At 68.8% G+C, this 15,214-nt stretch carries 12 protein-coding genes; 2 read left to right on the forward strand and 10 right to left on the reverse strand.

The window, feature by feature from the left end:
• Positions 1–178: 178 nt before the first annotated feature.
• The 8 genes from ACFSVL_RS42740 to ACFSVL_RS42775 all read right to left on the reverse strand — a co-directional run bounded on the left by ACFSVL_RS42740 (position 179) and on the right by ACFSVL_RS42775 (position 11,852).
• A complete protein-coding gene (locus ACFSVL_RS42740; protein ID WP_378313257.1) occupies positions 179–2,917 on the reverse strand; it encodes an AfsR/SARP family transcriptional regulator in 2,739 nt (912 codons plus the stop codon).
• Positions 2,918–3,279: 362 nt separating this feature from the next.
• The gene (gene thpD, locus ACFSVL_RS42745) at positions 3,280–4,182 is read right to left on the reverse strand and encodes an ectoine hydroxylase (protein ID WP_378313259.1); all 903 of its coding nucleotides are present in this window, start codon (positions 4,180–4,182) and stop codon (positions 3,280–3,282) included.
• A 63-nt stretch (positions 4,183–4,245) separates the two neighbouring features.
• On the reverse strand, positions 4,246–4,638 hold the full coding sequence (locus ACFSVL_RS42750; protein ID WP_378313261.1) for an ectoine synthase: 393 nt from the start codon (positions 4,636–4,638) through the stop codon (positions 4,246–4,248).
• A gap of 31 nt (positions 4,639–4,669) precedes the next feature.
• Entirely contained in the window at positions 4,670–5,920 is a 1,251-nt protein-coding gene (gene ectB / locus ACFSVL_RS42755; RefSeq protein WP_378313263.1) for a diaminobutyrate--2-oxoglutarate transaminase, read from the reverse strand.
• 38 nt (positions 5,921–5,958) lie between these two features.
• Positions 5,959–6,456: a diaminobutyrate acetyltransferase gene (gene ectA, locus ACFSVL_RS42760; protein WP_378313265.1), complete on the reverse strand. Its 498-nt coding sequence runs from the start codon at positions 6,454–6,456 to the stop codon at positions 5,959–5,961.
• Between the two features lie 277 nt (positions 6,457–6,733).
• Positions 6,734–9,763 (reverse strand): patatin-like protein, encoded by a 3,030-nt coding sequence (locus tag ACFSVL_RS42765; protein WP_378313267.1) that lies wholly within the window; start codon positions 9,761–9,763, stop codon positions 6,734–6,736.
• Between the two features lie 47 nt (positions 9,764–9,810).
• Positions 9,811–11,055 (reverse strand): DUF445 domain-containing protein, encoded by a 1,245-nt coding sequence (locus ACFSVL_RS42770; protein WP_378313269.1) that lies wholly within the window; start codon positions 11,053–11,055, stop codon positions 9,811–9,813.
• Positions 11,056–11,060: 5 nt separating this feature from the next.
• Positions 11,061–11,852 carry an Abi-alpha family protein gene (locus ACFSVL_RS42775; RefSeq protein ID WP_378313271.1) on the reverse strand — a complete coding sequence of 264 codons (792 nt, stop codon included), beginning with the start codon at positions 11,850–11,852 and terminating at the stop codon, positions 11,061–11,063.
• A gap of 91 nt (positions 11,853–11,943) precedes the next feature.
• Between ACFSVL_RS42775 and ACFSVL_RS42780 the strand changes: the two genes are divergently transcribed.
• Positions 11,944–12,720, forward strand: coding sequence for a hypothetical protein (locus ACFSVL_RS42780; RefSeq protein WP_378313273.1), 777 nt, complete (start codon positions 11,944–11,946; stop codon positions 12,718–12,720).
• A 14-nt stretch (positions 12,721–12,734) separates the two neighbouring features.
• On the opposite strand, the gene ACFSVL_RS42785 is transcribed toward ACFSVL_RS42780, so the two are convergent.
• Together ACFSVL_RS42785 and ACFSVL_RS42790 are read right to left on the reverse strand one after the other, a co-directional pair.
• On the reverse strand, positions 12,735–13,145 hold the full coding sequence (locus ACFSVL_RS42785) for a LapA family protein (RefSeq protein WP_378313275.1): 411 nt from the start codon (positions 13,143–13,145) through the stop codon (positions 12,735–12,737).
• 46 nt (positions 13,146–13,191) lie between these two features.
• The gene (locus tag ACFSVL_RS42790) at positions 13,192–14,322 is read right to left on the reverse strand and encodes a dipeptidase (protein ID WP_378313277.1); all 1,131 of its coding nucleotides are present in this window, start codon (positions 14,320–14,322) and stop codon (positions 13,192–13,194) included.
• Positions 14,323–14,403: 81 nt separating this feature from the next.
• Between ACFSVL_RS42790 and ACFSVL_RS42795 the strand changes: the two genes are divergently transcribed.
• Positions 14,404–14,856, forward strand: coding sequence for a MarR family winged helix-turn-helix transcriptional regulator (locus ACFSVL_RS42795; RefSeq protein ID WP_378313279.1), 453 nt, complete (start codon positions 14,404–14,406; stop codon positions 14,854–14,856).
• Positions 14,857–15,214: the final 358 nt, after the last annotated feature.

The raw sequence follows: 15,214 nt of genomic DNA on the forward strand, positions 1-15,214 counted from the left end.
CGCGGGCGGCGGGAGCTGGGCGTGTCGTCCGTGAAGGACTCCTTGAGGGAATCAGATTCCCTCAAGGAGTCCTTCACGGACTTGAAGAAACGGGCGAGCGGGCGTTAATCGGGCATTTCGCCGGAGGTGGCGTCCTTTGTGGACGGTAAGCAGGCTGAAGGCGACCGTGAGGGGCCGCTCACCCCAGGTCGGCCGCCTCCTTGCGCAAGTCCTCGACCTGCCGCGGATTCATCCGCTCATACAGCGCGACCGCCCGCCGATACTGCTCCCGCGCCGGGCCCAGCCGTTCCTGGCCGCGCAGGATCCGCGCCAGCGTGACCCGCAGGATGCCCTCCTGCAGCTCGAACTGCCGCGCCACCGCCAGAGAAACCGCCTCCCGCGCGTACCGCTCCGCCGCCGCCAGATCGCCGACTCCCAGGTGCAGTTCGGCGAGGTTGTTCAGCGACACCACCGCGTAGCTGTCGTCGCCGAGTTCGCGGTCGATCTTCAGCGAGGCCAGCTGGTGGGTGATCGCCTCGACCGGACGGCCGGCGCGCTTTTCCGTCTCCGCGCAGTTGTTGAGCGCCTGGCCGCGCAGTTCGAGGTCGCCGGTGCGTTCGGTCTCCGCGACCGCCTCCAGCAGCCGTTCGATCGCCTCCGCGTAGCGGCCGAGCAGGGTCAGCACGCTGCCGAGGTGGATTTTCGCGACGATGAGCGAGCGCCGGTCGAGACCGGCGGCCAGGTCGACCGCGCGTTCGGCGTCGGCGATGCTGCCCTGTGACAGTTCGAAGGTGAGCGCGATGGCACAGCGGGAGATCAGCATCCAGCACTGGCCGAGCGGTTCGTCCGCGGCCTCGGCGGCGGCGAGGCCCAGATCGACCAGCCGGATCCATTCCTCGTAAAGCGGGCAGACGACCCGGTAGGTGTGCGCGACGCGGGCGAGCCGCCAGACGTCGGCGTAGCGGCCGTCGGCGTGTGCGGCGTCCAGTACGGCCAGCAGGTTCGGCCATTCCGCGGCGAACCACTCCTGGGCCTGTGCGAAGGTTTCCAGCGGCGGCAGCGCGTCCGGCGGCACCAGTCCGGTGAGGTCGAGCGGGTCGACGATGCGCAGCATCCTCCGTCGCGCGGTGTCGGCGGCGGCCTGGTGGTAGCGGATCGCCCGGTCGAGCACCGCCGCGCGTTCCTCCGGGTCGAGTTCGGTTTCGGCCAGCTCCCGCAGGTAGAGCCGGACGAGGTCGTGCGGGGCGAAGGCGTCGCGCGACGTTTCGGCGATCAGGTTGTGCGCGGCGAGCGTGCGGAGTTCGCGGCGGGCCTGCGCCACCGGGATCTGCGCGATGGCCGCGGTCAGGTGCGGGCCGGTGTGCCGGGCGGGCACCGCGCCCAGCCGCAGCAGCGTCCTGGCGAGCCCGTCCGGCAGGCCGCGGAACGAGACGTCGAACGCGGCCCGCACGCCGTCGTCGGCTCCGGTCACGTCCAGTCCGGCCAGCCGGGTGCGTTCGTTTCCCAGCTCTCCCACGAGATCCTTGAGTGTCCACTGTGGACTTGCGGCGAGCCGGGCCCCGGCGATCCGCAGTGCGAGCGGCAGGTAGCCGCACAGCCGGGCCAGTGCGTGGTTGAGGTCGAAATCGGCGGGACCGGCCAGCTCCTCGATCACGCGCACCGCGGCCTCCGGCGCGAGCGTGCCGAGCACGCGCAGCTTCGCCGCGTTCGACACCGCCAGCGCCTCCAGCCGCGACCGGCTGGTCACCACCGTCATCGACCCCGAGCCCGGCGGTAGCAGCGGACGCACCTGTTCGGCCGAACGCGCGTCGTCGAGCAGCACGAGCATCCGCCGTCCGGCGATCAGCGACCGGTACAGCGCGACGCGTTCGTGCACCTGTTCCGGCACCTCGTCGGCGGGCACGCCCAGTCCGAGCAGGAACTGCGACAGCAGATCGCCCGGTTCCAGCGGCGCGTGCCGCGGATCGAACCCTTGCAGTGCGGCGTACAGCACCCCGTCCGGGAACAGCTTCGCCGCGCGGTGCGCCCACCACACGACCAGGGCGCTCTTCCCGACGCCAGCGGTGCCGGACACGATCACGGTGCTGTCGCCGCGTTCGGCGAGCCCGTCGAGCCACTCCACTTCCGCTTCCCGGCCGGCCAGCGTCGGCAGCGCTGGCGGCAGCTGAGACGGCGCGACAGCCGGCTCCGGCACCACTGCGGCGAGATCGTCGTTGAGCACGCGCTCGTGCAGCGAACGCAGGTCGGTGCCGGGTTCGACGCCGAGCGAGCCGAGCGTGGCCCGCGAGACGACGCGGTACAGCTCAAGCGCTTCCCCGCGCCGCCCGGCGTGGTAGAGCGCGCGCATCAGCAGTCCGGCGAGGCGTTCGGCGAGCGGGTCGGCGCGGACGATCGGGCTCAGCTCGACGATCAGCTCGTCGTAGCGGCCGAGGTCGAGATCGGCGTTGATCCGGGCGTAGTGGATCGCGTGCCGCAACTCGTCCAATTCGGGCGCTCGCACCGAATCGGGCACTCCGGCGAGCGTCGGGCCCTGCCACAGCGCGAGTGCTTCGGCGAGCAGTTTCGAGGCGTGCTCGGGAGGTTCCAGCGCGGCCTGGTCGAGCAGCGCCCGCGCGCGGTGCGCGTCGATCCGCTCCGGGGCGAGGGAAAGCTGATACCCGGGCGGACGGGTGCTGATCTCGGCGACCGGTTCGGCCATCTCCCGCAGCAGCCTGCGCAGCTGCGACACGTTGCCGTGCACGATGGTGCGGGCGGTGGCGGGCGGGTCGTGGCCCCACAGCGCGTCGATGATCTCCTCGAGCGGCACCACCTTGCCCACGCGCAGCGCGAGCAGCGCCAGCAGCCCCTTCACCCCGGGACCGCCGACGGGAACCGCACGGCTGCCGTCGAGCAGCCGCACCGGGCCGAGCAGTTCGACCCGCGCGCCGGCGTCGGCCATGCTCGCGCGCACCTCCCAGGCTCACCCCCAGCCAGACAGGTCAACTTACCGTCAGCGGCAGCCCGCAGAAACCGCTCTTCCGTGAATTTCGACCCCAGAAAAGACGAGTCCGGCCCCGCACCATCAGTCCCGATCTGATGGTGCGGGGCCGGACTCAATGATCGTCGGCCGGGCCGCCAGGGGGCGCGGTCCACCCGTGCATCGCGGCCGTCCGCCCGCGGTTCGGGGGGCTCACCCCGAGCAAGAACCCGGACCGCTACGGACAACCGTGCCTCCGCAGACGAGCTGCGAGGTGGCCACAACGTAACAGGGCGCACATTCCCCGTTACGAGCGACCCGCCGGTTGGCGAAGGTAACGCTGGTCACCGCGTGATCGGCGCGGTGTCGCGGCCGGCGATGAACGACGGCCGCGGCTCGCTCGCGGCGAACGGCTGCTGCAACGCGTTCTCCACGCTGTTGAACACCAGGAAGATGTTCGAGCGCGGATACGGCGTGATGTTGTTCGACGACCCGTGCATGATGTTCGAGTCGAACCACAGCGCCGAACCGGCCGACCCGGTGAACTGGTCGATGCTGTAGTCCGCGGCGAGCTTGGTGATGTCGTCCGGCGACGGCACGCCCACCCGCTGGTCCTTGAGCGAACTCTTGTAGTTGGCGTCCGGGGTCTCGCCGACGCACTGCACGAACGTGCGCTGCGAACCCGGCATGACCATGAGCCCGCCGTTGTACGGGTAGTTGTCGGTGAGCGCGATCGAGCAGCTCACCGCGCGCGGCGACGGCATGCCGTCCTCCGCGTGCCAGGTCTCGAAATCGGAATGCCAGTAGAAACCGGTGCCCTTGAAGCCCGGCATGTAGTTGATCCGGCTCTGGTGGATGTAGACATCCGAGCCGAGGATCTGCCGGGCCCGGTCGAGCACCCGCGGATCTCGGATCAGCTCGGCGATCAGGCCGGAGATCTCGTGCACGTCGAAGATCGACCGGACCTCGCCGGTCCGCGCCTCGGTGATGACGCGTTCGTCGTCGCGCAGCTTCTCGTCCGACGACAGCCGGACGACCTCCTGCCAGTACGTCTGGACCTCACCGGGCGAGAGCAGTCCGTCCACGACCGTGTAGCCCTTGGCGTCGTGATTGGCCAGGGTCGCGGCGTCGATCGGGCCGTCAGCCTCGGTACCCCACACAGTGGGGTGCACGCGCGGAAGGTGCTCCGGCGTACCGGTGATCCGGGTCGGGTAACCGTCGTCGACCCGGGTGTCCATGATCGTCACAGTGGCTCGCCTCCAGTTCTTCTGGCGTTTCTTCTTTCTTGCGGTGGTGGGAGTGACGCAGTGTCAGGAGTCTTCGGTGACGAGCGGGTAGACCCCGTTCTCGTCGTGCACCTCGCGGCCGGTGACCGGCGGGTTGAACACGCACACGCACTTGATCTCGGTCTTCGGCCGGACCTGGTGCTTGTCGTGGTCGTTCAGCAGGTACAGCGTGCCCGGCCGGAGCTGGTGCACCTCGCCGGTGGCGAGGTCCTCGATCTCGCCTTCACCGGAAGTGATGAAAACAGCCTCGATGTGGTTGGCGTACCAGAAGTCGTTCACCGTGCCCGCGTACAGCGTCGTTTCGTGCACCGAGAACCCGACGCCCTCCTTCGCGAGGATGATGCGCTTGCTGCGCCAGTTCGGGGTCTTGATGTCAGCGTCGGTGTCGGTGATCTCGTCGAGCGTGCGGACCAGCAAGTGAAAGGCTCCTTCTTGTTCTTCGGGGTGGCTACTTGAGGACGGCGGCGACGGATTCCTCGATGATCGAGAGTCCTTCGCTCAGTTCGTCATCGGTGAGGGTAAGCGGCGGCAGCAGCTTCATCACTTCGCTGTCCGGACCGGAGGTCTCCATCAGCAGGCCGCGCTCGAAGGCTTCCTTGCAGACCGCGCCCGCCAGCTCGCCGCTGCCGAACTCGAGACCGCGCGCCAGACCGCGGCCCTTGGCGGTGAGGTTCGCCTCCGGGTACCGCTCCACGAGGTCCTTGAAGGTGCTCGCGATGCGCTCGCCCTTGGCCTTGGTGGACTTCTCCAGCTCGTCGTCGCTCCAGTAGACGCGCAGCGCCTCGGACGCGGTGACGAAGGCCGGGCTGATGCCGCGGAAGGTGCCGTTGTGCTCGCCCGGCTCCCAGACGTCCAGCTCCGGCTTGATGAGCGTGAGCGCCATCGGAAGGCCGTAGCCGCCGATCGACTTCGACAGGCACACGATGTCCGGGGAGATGCCCGCGTCCTCGAAGCTGAAGAACGGACCGGTGCGGCCGCAGCCCATCTGGACGTCGTCGAGGATCAGCAGGATGTTGTGCCGCTTGCACAGGTCGTCGAGACCCTTGAGCCATTCCAGGCGCGCGGCGTTGATGCCGCCCTCGCCCTGCACGCCCTCCACGATCACCGCGGCGGGTTCGTTCAGGCCGCTGCCGGAGTCTTCGAGCAGCTTCTCGAAGTACATGAAGTCCGGCATCGCGCCGTCGAAGTACTTGTCGTACGGCATCGGGGTGGCGTGCACCAGCGGGATGCCCGCGGCGCCGCGCTTCATTGAGTTGCCGGTGACCGACAGCGCGCCGAGCGTCATGCCGTGGAACGCGTTGGTGAAGTTGATGACCGATTCCTTGCCGGTCACCTTGCGCGCCAGCTTCAGCGCGGCCTCCACGGCGTTCGCGCCGCCGGGGCCGGGGAAGACGATCTTGTAGTCCAGCTCGCGCGGCGCGAGGATCTTGTCCCGGAAGGTCTCCAGGAAGTCCCGCTTCGCGACGGTGTACATGTCGAGCGCGTGCGTGACGCCGTCGCGCTGGATGTAGTCGATCAGCGCCTTTTTCAGGTGCGGGTTGTTGTGCCCGTAGTTCAGCGCGCCGGCGCCGGCGAAGAAGTCGAGGTACGGCTTGCCGTCCTCGCTGTAGAGCCTGCTGCCCTGCGCCCGGTCGAAGACGACCGGCCACCCCCTGCTGTAACTGCGGACTTCTGATTCGAGCTCTTCGAAGATGCTCATAACGATTTCTTTCGCTCCTACTCGGCGAAATTGACGGGTTATTGGCGGTGCAGCGGCCCGATCCGGTAAAGATCCTCGGGTTCGTGCGCCTCCCCCTGCGGAAAATCAGCGACTTCGAACAACCGCTCGCGCTCCAGATCCGCGTTCCAGCGCTTCGCGAACGACTCGAACAGCCGGATCGACGCCGGGTTGTCCGGGGTGATCGTGGTTTCCAGGTACCGCACGCCCTCGCCGACCAGGCGCGTGTACAAGCTGTCCAGCAACTGCCCGGCCAGGCCTTTTCCGCGCTGCGACGCGTCGACGGCGACTTGCCACACGAGCGCGACGTCCGGCGCGGACGGCCTTCGGTAAGCGATCACGAATCCGACTGGCTCACCGTCGACGCGGGCGACGACCGAGGTCTCCGCGAAATCCCTGCACCACAACAGGTATGCGTATGGCGAGTTCAGATCGAGCTTCTGCGAATCGCGTGCGATTCGCCAGAGAGCGGCACCATCGGCCTTGGTCGGGGATTCGATCAAGTGCTTTCCGGACATACTTTGGAAACGTAACAGAGAATTTTCGCGCCGCCAGCGATCCATGCCACGTCCACCGCCCTCACCAGGGATGACGTGGATACCCCGGTGAGGAGGACCACAAACATGTTTGACCAGGCCTGCTTCTGGGCATGCGTGCGCCTGGGCCGCACACCTTCGGTATGCGACCTGTGACCCCAGACCATGAGCCCTCGTCGGCCCCGCCGCAACTCCTACGCCGGAAAATCGCGGTCCACCTGGGGGTCGCCGGTGGACTGTCCGACTGCGAACGCCGAGGTCAGCGCCGCTTTTTGCGCTTGCGCCCGCCGAGGCCGGACAGCGGGGTCCACACCGCGGGCAGCAGGAGCAGCGCGACGACGGCCAGCCACCAGAGCGGAGCCTGGCCGCGGCGCCAACCGTCCACAACGGTACCGAGCCAGCCGAACAACGGCTGCGCGATCGGCGGCAGGAATGCGGCGAACAATAGCGCGGCTATCACCAGCACGCCCAGCACGATAAGCACCATTCGCCACGCGCGCCTCAGGGTCAGCAGGCTTACCACGAGGAACACGAGCGCACCGCCGGCCACCGGCAGGCCGACCCATTGCAGGAGCGGCCCGCCTTCGCCGCTGAGCACGAACCCGGCGACCGCGACGATGGCGGCGACGAGCAGGTTCCACGGCCGGCTCAGCCGCGTCGCACCCTGCGTGACCCACCACGCGCTGCGGCTGCTGAGCTGGGTGAACTTCGCCAGCGGCTGGAGGGTCTTCGGGACCCGGGTGGCGGTGGACGCGGCGTTGAGCCCGGCGGCACCGGCTTTGACGATGGTCTTGGCGAGCAGCGTACTGCCGAGTTCGCCCTCGAAGCGTTCGGCGGAAACCTGGCAGGCTTGGAACGCGCGCTGCGCCTCGTCGTCCGGCTGGACGGGGTTTTCCGGCTGGGCAGTGGTTTTCTCAGCGGTTTTCTCGACGGTTTTCTCGGCGGCTTGGGCAAGCGGCCGGGCGGCCATCAGCTTCCGGAAGCTTTCCGACGCCTTTCCGTTGCCCTCCTTCGCATCCTCGGCGGCCTGACGCGCGAGCACCGGCAGTTCCTCCCGCGCGATGGCCGCTTGGCGCGGCTTCGCCAGCACCATCGACGTCACCGGAAGACTGGTCGGCACCTGCGTCCCGAAGTCCACCGGCTCCAGATTCGCGTCCAGGCCAAGGAAAGCCAGCTCGTCGCCCAGTTGCGCGAGCAGCACGGGCAGCTCCGCGGGCAGCGCGTTGTCCGCGGGCGACGGCGGCTGCCAGCCGATGGCGAGGAACGTCGTCCTTACCTGCTCCCGGAATTCCTCGCGGCCCACGATGTCGCGCAGCACGCGCAGGCGTTTCGGGTCGAGCAGGCACTGCATCAGCCAGCCCGCGCCGTCGATCCGGCCCCACAGCCAGTCGTTCGCGCGCCAGGAGGACTTGTAGAACGCGCCGAAGTTGTTCGCCTGCGTCCCGGTCAGCTTGTCCCGTCCGCGCGGACGGGACAGATCCAGCAGGGTCCGGCTGTCCGCGCTCATCTGCACCAGGTCGACCCGCTGGTCCACCGCGGGCGCCTCGGCGAGCAGCCCGCGGGTCGCCATGTGCAGCAACAAGAATCGCGCCATCACGAAGGTGTCCGCGACATCCTCGTTGTCCAAGCCGAACCAGTCCAGCAGCGTCGTCACGGTCGCGGCGGCTTCCGCGGACCACTGGTTTTCCTTGCCGGACAACGCCTGCAGCACCGGAGCGGCCGACCGCAGCGCGCCGGTCACCTCCGGCCACGCCTCGCGGACCGCGTCCGAAGCCCCGAGATCCGCCCATTCCTTGGCGAGCTGGCCGATCCAGTCCGGCATCGCGGTGCCCGGCTCCGGCGGCTCGTGCCGCGCCACCCACGCGGACAGCCGCACGTCGCGAGCCGCGCTCCGGCGGGCGGCGTGCATCTTCGCGCGGGCCGCGTTGAGCTGCTCCGCCTGTGCGAGGTCCGGGCCCATCCGGAAGCCGCCGTTGATCAGCTGGATGCCGGTGGCGACCGCGTCCTCAAGCGTCGAAGTGCGGTAGCGGACCATCTCGACGACCGAGATCGAATCCCCTGGCAGCGTGTTCGGGATCCCGCGCCGCAGCCCTTCCGCGGCGATGTCCTGCAGCAAAGCCGAATTACCGGCCGCCCAGCCACTGTCCTCATCGGACAGTTCGTAGCGGCGGGTGACGGCGCGCACCAGGTCGGCCGCGTCCAGCGCGACCCGGCGGTCGAGGTACGCCCGGTGCACCCGGTCGTCCACCAGCTGCCCGCCGCGCAGGCCGAGCGACGCGAGCGCGACCCGCGTGTCCCTGGCGCGCGTGACCGAAGAGTTGTGCCTGCTCAGTTCCTCCAGCTCGACGCTGATGGTCTGGCTCATGATCGTCGACGCGACCTTCGCCAGCGCGGTGCCGAGCATCGGCGGCTCGGCCGGATCGCACGCCATCGGCTTGACTTCCCCGTCGACCGTCGGGACGACATACAGCAGCAGCCGCCGCACGTCCGCCGACGACGAGCGCTCGAAGATCTCCCGCAACGCCGGCCGCAGCGGCTTGTTCACCAGCACGCCGCCGTCCGCGAGCCAGTGCGAACGCACCAGCTCCGTGTAGTCGGTCATGTCCGGATGCAGCCGGTCCGCCGCCTCGGGGCCGATCGGCATCCGCGACAGCTCGAAGGCGCCGGGGAAGGACGCACTCGACCGCGCGGCGAGCGCGAGCGGAGCGTGCACCTGGTTATTCCACAATGGACCGTCGAAGCGGAACAGCATGCGATGTTCGGTGTCGCGCACCCGGTTTCCGAGCGCGTCGTCGTACTGCGTGGTCTCGCCGTCGAGCATGGTTCCGGTGAGCAGCACGGTCACGTCCGGCGGCTCGGTGGGCACGACCCCGGCCGTGGTGATGTCGCGCATCGCCTGGTTGAGCCCGCCGAGCAGCACCTTGTCGCCGTTGAGCACCGAACGGGGTTCGGTCTCGCTGGGCTCGCGGATCAGATTCTCCAGCGACCCGGCGGAGAACCAGGTGTCGCGCAGCACCGAGGGCGTCGACCGGTACGCCTCCGCCAGGCCGAGGCACGCGGCGTTGATGCCGCCCGCGCTCGTGCCGGTGAGCACGTCGAGACGCACTGAAGCGTGCAAAAGGTCGAGCAGTTTCCGGTAGCCGTTACTCTCGTCTTTCTCGCGCGAAGCGTGCAGCAACGCCGAGGTCTCGGTAGCGACTCCCCCCATCCACACTGCCAGGCTGGATCCCCCCACCATGGCCATCGCGATCCGGATTTCCTGCGGCCACGGCACCGCCGTCTCACCCATGAGGGTCAGTCTCCCGGCCCAGCCCGCTCCTCCACAAGGGGGAGGTTTCAGGCGGCGAGATGCTCCAGCACCAGTACCTGCGCCTCGCCGACCGCGAATCCGAGCACCGCGCCGGTCGCGATGAGAATCCATTCGTCCTGCTGGAAAGCCGGGCGCAGCAGCTGTTCGAACTCCTCGGGCGACAATTCCTTCATCTTGCCGACCAGCACGTTCCGGATGTCCATCGCGTCGGTGGCGTAGTCCTCGATGTAGCGCATCGTGTCCGGCAGCCGGGTCATGATCTGCTCCGAGATGGCGAGCTTCATGTCCTGGTAGCGGCGGCTGCCGATGGCGAAGACCAGCAACGGTTTCGCCACGTTCGCCGCGCGGCCCAGCTCGCGGTCGAGCTGCTGTTGGATGAGTGCCAGCACCCGGTCGGAAAGCGGCCCCCGCAGCACCGCCTCGATGACGTTGTGCGGCGTGATGATTTCTTTCGCGATCAACTCGCCGTATGCCTCCGCGACCTCCGCGCGCCGCTTGAGGAACAACCCCTGCCAGGTGACGCCGAAATATTTCTTCGGCTCCAGCGGGTAGAAAATCATCCGCAGCGCGAGCCAGTCGGTGAACCATCCGGTGAAGAGGCCGAACAACGGCATGATCGGCGGGAATTTGAACAGCAGCCACGCGACCATCTGGATCACGCCGATCAGCCCGCCGAACACCAGCCCGGAGCGCGCGATGAACTTGAACTCCTCCGCACCCGCCTCCTGGAAGATCCGGTTGAGCAGCCGCTTGTCCTTGACCAGGCTGGTCACCACCATGCCCTTGAGGTCGAACACACTGTCCACATCGGACTGAATGAGTTCGAGCACGGCCTTGACCATGTGCGGCGATTCGGCCTGCACGCGCTGGATCACCAGCCGCTGCACGCCGACCGGCAGCGATTCCCACAGGCCGGTCTGGTAGTGCCCGGCCACCTCGCGCACGATGTCCTCGACCGCCGCGAGCAGCGGTTTCTCGATCTCCTTGGCGATCCGGTCAGCGTCGAGCCGCGCGACGACCTCGGCCGGTTTGATCAGCTGCTCGGTCATCGTGTCGCAGGCGATGCTCGCCATCCGCGCGGCCCGTTTGGGCACGATGCCCTGCCAGCCGAGGAAGGGTTTGACGCCGATGAACTCCACCGGCTGGAACATCATCCGGATCGCGACCAGCTTCGTGCCGTACCCGATCAGCGCGGCGACGATCGGGATGGAGACATACAGCGGCCAGTGCCGGACGAAATCGTCGAGGATCTTCGAGACGAACTCGCCCATCGGGGTCAGCCCAGGCTCGGGTCGCAGGCCTGCCAGAACTGCGCGCCGAGCCGCGAGACGTGGATGGTGCGGCGGATGATCTTGATCCGCTTCACCTGCTTCTCCACCTCGCGGACCGACTCGTCGGTCAGCAGGATTTCGTACTGCGTCTCGAGCGCGGGCACCTCCTCGTCCAGTTCGACCAGTCCGAGGCCGATCAGCCGGGTCACGTAGCCGGGCACCTGGTCGGGCAGCGACACCCCGGCCGCCTTGCCGACCGTCGAGGCGTTGCGCAGCACGATCCGGCCGGTGCCGCCGATGGCGGTGCGCTCGGCGACGTCGATCGCGGGGAACGGGGAGCCGTCGGACAGCGCGGAGAGGATGCGCGCCTCGTCGGGTGTGAGCTGGCGGAGGATGATCGCGTACAGGTACTCGCGGGCCCGCTCGCGGCCGAAGCCGATGGAATGGTTGAGCAGTTCGGCCATCGCCGCGCGCAGCGGTTCGACGTGGTCGCGGGCGGGCACCAGCGTCACAGTCGTTTCGACGGCGCGGCTGCCGATGTCGGGGCGGTTCATCGCGGACGCCGCGGTCAGCGCCGCGTGATAGGGATCGTCGACCTCGTCGAGGCGGCGGCGCAGTTCGCTCAGCAGCCCGCGTTCGACCTGCTTGAGGCCGCGTTCGGCGGTGTCGATCCCGGGGAGTTTGCGGGTCAGGTCGAAGCCGGTGCGCGCCGCCCATCCGGCGAGCTGGCCTGCCCGGCGGGCCAGATTGGCCACGTCCTCGGCGGTGCCCCGGCCGTTCGGTCGCTGGTAGTCCACGGGCTGCTCCCCTCACTGTTCGCGCTGATGCTACCTGCGAGTAGGCCGAACGGCCCTGTGATGCCGGGCCGGTGGGTGTTGGATGACGCGCATGACCGCGCCGTGGGGACCGCCGATCGACGTGCTGCCGCTGCTCGTCCGCGAGGAACAGGCGCTGATCGGAGTCCTCTCCGACCTGCGGCCGCCGGAGTGGGCGTTGCCCGCGCTCGGCGAGTGGACGGTGCACGACCTGACCGCGCACGTCCTCGGCCTGAAGCTCCGGCGGCTCTCCCGGGACCGGGACGGGCACTTCGCGGACGAGGCACCGTGGGTGCCCGCCTGCCGGCAGCTGTCGCCGGAGGTGTTGTTCGCGATGTTCGTGGACAGCACGACGCAGCTGACCGAACTGTGGAAGCACCGTGACCTGGACGAGCCCGCCGCGGTGCCGTTGTGGCTGACGGTCGCTCGCGATTACGCCGAGCAGTGGACGTATCAGCAGCACATCCGGGAGGCGGTCGGGGCTCCGTTGCTCGACGAGCCGGAGTTCCAGACGCCGGTGGTGGACACGTTCCTGCGTTCACTGCCGCAGAGCTTGCGCGCGGTGACCGCGCGGGCCGGGCGTCAGGTGGCCTGTTCGGTGGAGGGGGCCGGGCGGTGGACCGTGCGCGCCACTGCGGTCGGCTGGACGATCGACCGCGGCGCGGCGACGTCGCGGTCTCCGCTCGCTTCGCTGGCTACCGACGCGGACGCGTTCTGGCGGTTGTGCAGCGGGACGTTGCCCGCGGCGGAAGCGGGCACGCGCGTGCGGCTCAGCGGGGATCCCGCGGTGTGCGAGATCCTGCTGAGCCTGCGGACTCGTGAGTGTTTATCCCGGTTAGAACCGGCATAGGCACTCACGACCGCTCACCTGCGCCGCCGCGCCTGCTTCCGCAACTGGAGAATCCGCGCCCCGCCGATCAGCGCCACCAGCGCCGCCCCCGCGATGGCGGCGAAGAGCATCGCCACCGCGAGCGGCATGCTGCCGGACGCGCCGAGGAAGTGGACGGTCGCCGTGTCCAGGTTCTGCAGGATGAACACCAGCAGCAACGCCAGCACGACGATCGCCACGATCACGGCGATCCAGGTGCCGCTGATGCGAGTGGATTTGACCTTGCCCTTGCGGCCCGCCGCGGGTTTCCCGGCGGGTTTCGCCGCGGGCGGGGGCGGTCCGGGTTCGGCGCCGGGTTCGAGCGCGCCGGGCACCTCGGCGCCCGGCGCCTCGGGGATCTCGGATTTCGCGGCCCCGGTGGGGTCGTCGTTTCGCGCGTGGGACATACCGTGATTGTCCGCCCACTCGCCGTGATCCGCTAATTCAAGCGGGTCACTGCTTCGCGTCGACCTCGCGCAGCACCCGCAGCGTGTTGCGGCCGGCGAGCTTCGCACAGTCCTCGTCGCTCCAGCCGCGTTCCATCAGCGCGGCGATGAGCACCGGGTATTTCGACACGTCCTCAAGGCCATCCGGCAGCGCACCGACGCCGTCGTAATCGCCGCCGAGCCCGATGTGGTCGATCCCGGCGATCTCGCGCGCGTGCTCGATGTGCGCGACGACGTCCTCGACCGTCGCCGTCGGCTTGGGCGGCCCGTCCCAGCTCTCGGCGAACCGGCCGCGCTCACCGAGGTTGAGGAACTCCTGCCCGGCCGCCTTCATCGCGGCCTCAAGCTGGTTGTCCCACTCGGTGACCGCGGCGGAGATAAAGGCGGGCACGAAGGTGACCATCGCGACGCCGCCGTTGCCGGGCAGCTGAGCGAGCACGTCGTCCGGGATGTTGCGCGGGTGATCGTTGACCGCGCGGCACGACGAGTGGCTGAAGATCACCGGCGCACTGGACACTTCGAGCGCGGTGCGCATGGTGCTCGGCGCGACGTGGGAAAGGTCCACGAGCATGCCGATCCGGTTCATCTCGCGCACGACGTCGCGGCCGAACTCGGTGAGCCCGTTGTGTTCGGGCTTGTCGGTCCCGGAGTCGGCCCAGGTGGTGTTGAAATTGTGCGTCAGCGTCATGTACCGGACGCCGAGCCGGCGCAGAATCCGCAGCACCCCAAGAGATTCCGCGATGCTGTGCCCGCCCTCCGCACCGAGCAGCGACGCGATCCGCCCGTCCGCGAACGCCGCCTCGGCCTCGTCGGCCGTGGTCACCAGCCGCAGCCGGTCGGGGTAACGCTCAGCCAGCTGGTGCACCACCTCGATCTGTTCGAGCACCGCGGTGACCGCGCTGTCGCCCTCGAACTGGCATGGCACGTACACCGACCAGAACTGCAGACCCAGCTTGCCTTCGGCGAGTTTGGGAAAGTCGGTGTGCAGCGTCGGCTGGGGCACCGTGAGGTCCACCCCGGCGACCGCTTCGACCGGGTTCGGACCGGCCTTGAGGCGGAGCGCCCATGGCAGGTCGTTGTGTCCGTCGGCGAGGATCGTGGTTGCGAGCAGGTCTTGCGCGCGGGTCAGGTCGGTCATGCCTCGACCCTAGCGAGCTGAGTGTTTTGTTGCCCAGGTAACTTCTCGCTCGCAAGATGTATTCCGGGTAGACTCCGCCAGATGACCCCGGATCCGCAGACGGACGACGACGAGATCGTGACGTGGTGGGGCCTCGTGATCGAGGGCTATCTGGCCACGCAGAACGCGCTGATGGGCGAGATCGCCGACCGGTTCGGCCTGGCCCCCGCGTCGTTCGACATCCTGCTGCGGCTGGTGCGGTCCCCCGACCACCGCATGCCGATGACCCGCCTCGCGACGGAAGCCGCCCTGTCGAGCGGAGGCTTCACGAAGGTGGCGGACCGTCTGGTCGCCGCGGATCTGATCTGCCGCGTCCCGAGCCCCGAGGACCGCCGGGTGACGTTCGCGGCCCTGACGGAACACGGGCTGGAGGTGGCGATCAAGGCCCGATCCGCCTGCGCGGAGATCTTGCGGCGGATCGTGCTCACGCCGCTGGGGCCGGATGCGGAGGGGCTGGCGGAGGCGATGCGGCGGCTTCGGTCGGTGAACGGCTGACTTTTGGTGCCGGGATCTGCTTCCGCCCGTCAATACCAGGGACTTAAGGTGCATGGCCCACGCCTGCTGGACCATCCACACAGGACGCCGGAACCGCCGAATTGCCCGATTGATACCCGTATGGCCGCCTCCGAAAGTCCGTGAGGGGAACCCTGAGGGAATCAGGGGCTGTGAAGGTTCCCCTCACGGACGACCAACGCCGCGCCCGGCCCCGCCGGCCCCGCCGACCCGTCAAGAGCGGCACCGGCCAGCTCCTTTGGACTGAGCAGACGAGCCTCAACGGCACCCACGGCGCCGCCTTAAGCTCTGGCATCGGACTCCGAGGCTCGCAAGGAGTCCTTCGCGGACGTGAAGATCC

This window comes from Amycolatopsis silviterrae, from assembly GCF_042684085.1.
GTDB lineage: Bacteria > Actinomycetota > Actinomycetes > Mycobacteriales > Pseudonocardiaceae > Amycolatopsis > Amycolatopsis silviterrae.